Below are 2884 nucleotides of genomic sequence, written 5' to 3'. Positions count from 1 at the left end.
TGCGGAATCATGTGAGCGACAAAATCACGGTCCGCGTCACCCGTATACTGGACGTCAGACATACCTGACATCATCGCGTGGTCTGCGGCCTGGAACGCCGAGGTCGACGGTGTGTCACCCTGGCTACCGGCTGCGGCAGGCATCTCCATGCCAGGCATGGACCCCGATGAGGCGGACGTCTGCGCGAACGCCGCGGATATTGCTAATGAGCAAGCTAGCGTGATGACAGCCATGCATGCACTACGGACTTTCGGGAATCGCATTACCTCTCCTCCGGTGGCAGTTTCGAGACCGGTAGCGTAAAGCTTGCCAACGGGGTAAGGTAAAGCGCTTTTCGTATGACGGTTGGCGCAACAAACCGACGCGTCCAGTTCAAATCAACGGGTGGAGTTCCATGAAATCGAACCGTTTGCGATTGAAGTACGCGTTATGCGGCGCGCTTTTTCTAGCGTGCGGCTTTGTGGTGCTAGGGGCGCTTGCTCAAGCCGGCGGGCAGCCGCTTGTCCTGGATACGCAGACGGGAATTCACGGTGGCTCGGCTGGAACCGTTTTGCAGACCGGTCCCTTGACCGGTTCCGGGATGGTCCAGGCACGGACATTGGCAACGCTTCCTGAGTTGCCGCAAAATCAGCAAACGATTGTGGTCTCGCCGTACATCGAGGTCCAACCGGGCGGCCAAAGTCACGGCTCGACCACCGCGGCCCGGTCCCGACTGTCCGCCGCTTCGCGGTATCAACCGCGTTCCGCGCCGTCCCATTCGACCATTGCATACGATGCACAAGGCGCTAATCAAACGCACATTGCGACACGGCAAGCAGCGCAAACCCGTGGCACGGCGCCTGCGGCGGCTTCAAGCGTTCCCATTCCTGCGGGTTGGTCTTCCGACACACGGAGCCCGTCAGGTTCGGATAAAAAGCCACCCGCATGATGTGAGCCTCGATCAGTCGCCCCGATGCTCCAGCTTGAACGCTGCCTTGCCGTCCTGGCCGAGTTTATCGACGAGATAGGGCAGGGCTTCCTTCAGGGCGGCCACAAGCGTGTAGGGCGGGTTCACCACAAACATACCGCTGCCGAACAGCCCGAAGCCATCGACGGGCGGCTTGCTCACGGTCAGCGATACATGCAACCAGTTTTTCGGTTGAACACGCTTTAACTGATCGGGGAAGCGCTGCGATTCCAGGCGTGTCACCTGTGGGTACCAGACTGCATAAGTCCCAGTGGCAAAGCGTTTAAGGCTCTCTTCAAGACAATTGAGCGTGCGGGCGTAATCGCGCTTGTCCTCATACGATGGATCGATTAACACAAGCGCTCGCCGCGGCGGCGGCGGCAACAGCTTGATGATCCCGTCGAAGCCATCACCTTCGTAGAGAATGGCGCGTCGCCCTGCGTCGCGGAAATTGTGACGCAGCAAGTCAATTTCGGTGGAGTGAAGTTCGAACAAGCGCGCCCGGTCCTGCTCGCGCATGAGTCGCCAGGCCAGATAAGGCGAGCCGGGGTAGAAATTCAGGGTGCCGTCACTATTGAGTGCCCGTATTTCATTGACGTAGTCCTTGAGAAAAGAAGGCAAGTCGCGCAATCCCCACAGCCGCTCGATGCCGGTTTCAGACTCGCCCGTTTTGGTGGCGTAGCCGTCGACGAGGGAATAGACCCCTGCACCGGCGTGCGTGTCGATATACCAAAACGCCTTGTCTTTCTGGCAGAGGTGGCGCAGTAAATGCACGACGACGGCGTGTTTCAGCACGTCTGCGTGATTGCCTGCGTGAAAGGCGTGTCGATAACTGAGCATGGCGGTGGATGAACGAAACTAGGTGAGTGCGGGCCGAGCCAGACTAAAGAAGCTGTCCGGTGGCGAAAGGGCGACGGGGGGTTATTGTAGCCGACGGCCCGCGTCCGCCTAGACGAACGCGTCGCCGACAATCGCTTCCATGCGTTGCTTGATCTCGGGCGTAATCTTGGCCACCACGTCTATGGCTTTCATGTTTTCGTGGATTTGCTCCACGCGCGACGCGCCCGTGATCACGGTGCTGACACGCGGATTCTTCAGGATCCACGCAAGCGACAGCTGCGCGAGCGAGCAGCCGAGCTGATCGGATACTGCGGCGAGCCGTCCGACCATGGCGTTTTTGCCCTCGTCCGTAAGCTTCTTCGATAGCCATTCATAGCCCTGGAGTTGAGCGCGGCTACCGGATGGAGCGCCATTGCGATATTTGCCCGTAAGCAGGCCGGATGCGAGCGGACTCCACGTGGTCAGGCCCAGTCCAATGTCTTCGTAAAGTCGTCGATATTCCTCCTCGACCCGCTTGCGATGCAGAAGATTGTATTCGGGTTGCTCCATCACGGGCTTATGCAGATGGTGCTTCTCCGCGATGTCGTACGCTGCGCGAATTTCGTCGGCGCTCCACTCCGATGTGCCCCAATAAAGCGCCTTGCCGCGCGCAATCATGTCGCTCATCGCCCACACGGTTTCCTCGATGGGCGTGTGCGGATCTGGCCGATGACAGAAAACCAGGTCGACGTAGTCGAGTTGCAGGCGTGCAAGCGATCCGTCGATCGCGTTGTGAAGATACTTGCGATTGAGCGTCTGCTGCTGATTCGGTCCTTCATTCAAGCCGAAGAAGAGCTTGGTAGACACCACATAGCTTACGCGTGGCCACGCCAGTTCCTTGAGCGCATGCCCCATGATGTCTTCCGACTTGCCTCTCGAATACACCTCGGCGTTGTCGAAGAAATTGACGCCGTGGTCGCGGGCTGCGGCCATCGACTCGCGGGCTGCGCGGTGGTCAACCTGGGTGCCGTAAGTGACCCAGGAGCCAATCGACAATTCGCTGACCTGCAGTCCGGAACGTCCTAGTCGACGATAGTTCATATTCGTGATCTCCAATGC

3 protein-coding genes and 1 pseudogene are annotated in these 2884 nt (G+C 58.9%); 1 reads left to right on the top strand and 3 read right to left on the bottom strand.

Going from position 1 to position 2884, the window contains the following annotated elements; translation table 11 throughout:
• Positions 1–263: pseudogene (locus WCA53_RS28325) on the bottom strand (CopM family metallochaperone); the annotation flags it as partial.
• Between the two features lie 131 nt (positions 264–394).
• Between WCA53_RS28325 and WCA53_RS28320 the strand changes: the two are divergent.
• Complete coding sequence (locus WCA53_RS28320) at positions 395–928, top strand: hypothetical protein (RefSeq protein WP_423918770.1); 534 nt, start codon at positions 395–397, stop codon at positions 926–928.
• A gap of 12 nt (positions 929–940) precedes the next feature.
• On the opposite strand, the gene WCA53_RS28315 is transcribed toward WCA53_RS28320, so the two are convergent.
• Positions 941–1786, bottom strand: a complete 846-nt coding sequence (locus WCA53_RS28315; protein ID WP_423918768.1) for a 23S rRNA (adenine(2030)-N(6))-methyltransferase RlmJ — start codon at positions 1784–1786, stop codon at positions 941–943.
• Positions 1787–1894: 108 nt separating this feature from the next.
• Positions 1895–2866 (bottom strand): potassium channel beta subunit family protein, encoded by a 972-nt coding sequence (locus WCA53_RS28310; protein ID WP_423918772.1) that lies wholly within the window; start codon positions 2864–2866, stop codon positions 1895–1897.
• Positions 2867–2884 lie beyond the last annotated feature (18 nt).

Source organism: Caballeronia sp., from assembly GCF_049581465.1.
Lineage (GTDB): Bacteria > Pseudomonadota > Gammaproteobacteria > Burkholderiales > Burkholderiaceae > Caballeronia.
Note: the sequence above shows the minus strand (reverse complement) of the source record. Positions and strands in the feature narration are given on the sequence as shown.

What these genes read in the sequence shown, in the direction of transcription:
- WCA53_RS28320 (WP_423918770.1), top strand. Translation starts at nt 395, where the DNA reads ATGAAATCGAACCGTTTGCGATTGAAGTACGCGTTATGCGGCGCGCTT.
- WCA53_RS28315 (WP_423918768.1), bottom strand. Translation starts at nt 1,786, where the DNA reads ATGCTCAGTTATCGACACGCCTTTCACGCAGGCAATCACGCAGACGTG.
- WCA53_RS28310 (WP_423918772.1), bottom strand. Translation starts at nt 2,866, where the DNA reads ATGAACTATCGTCGACTAGGACGTTCCGGACTGCAGGTCAGCGAATTG.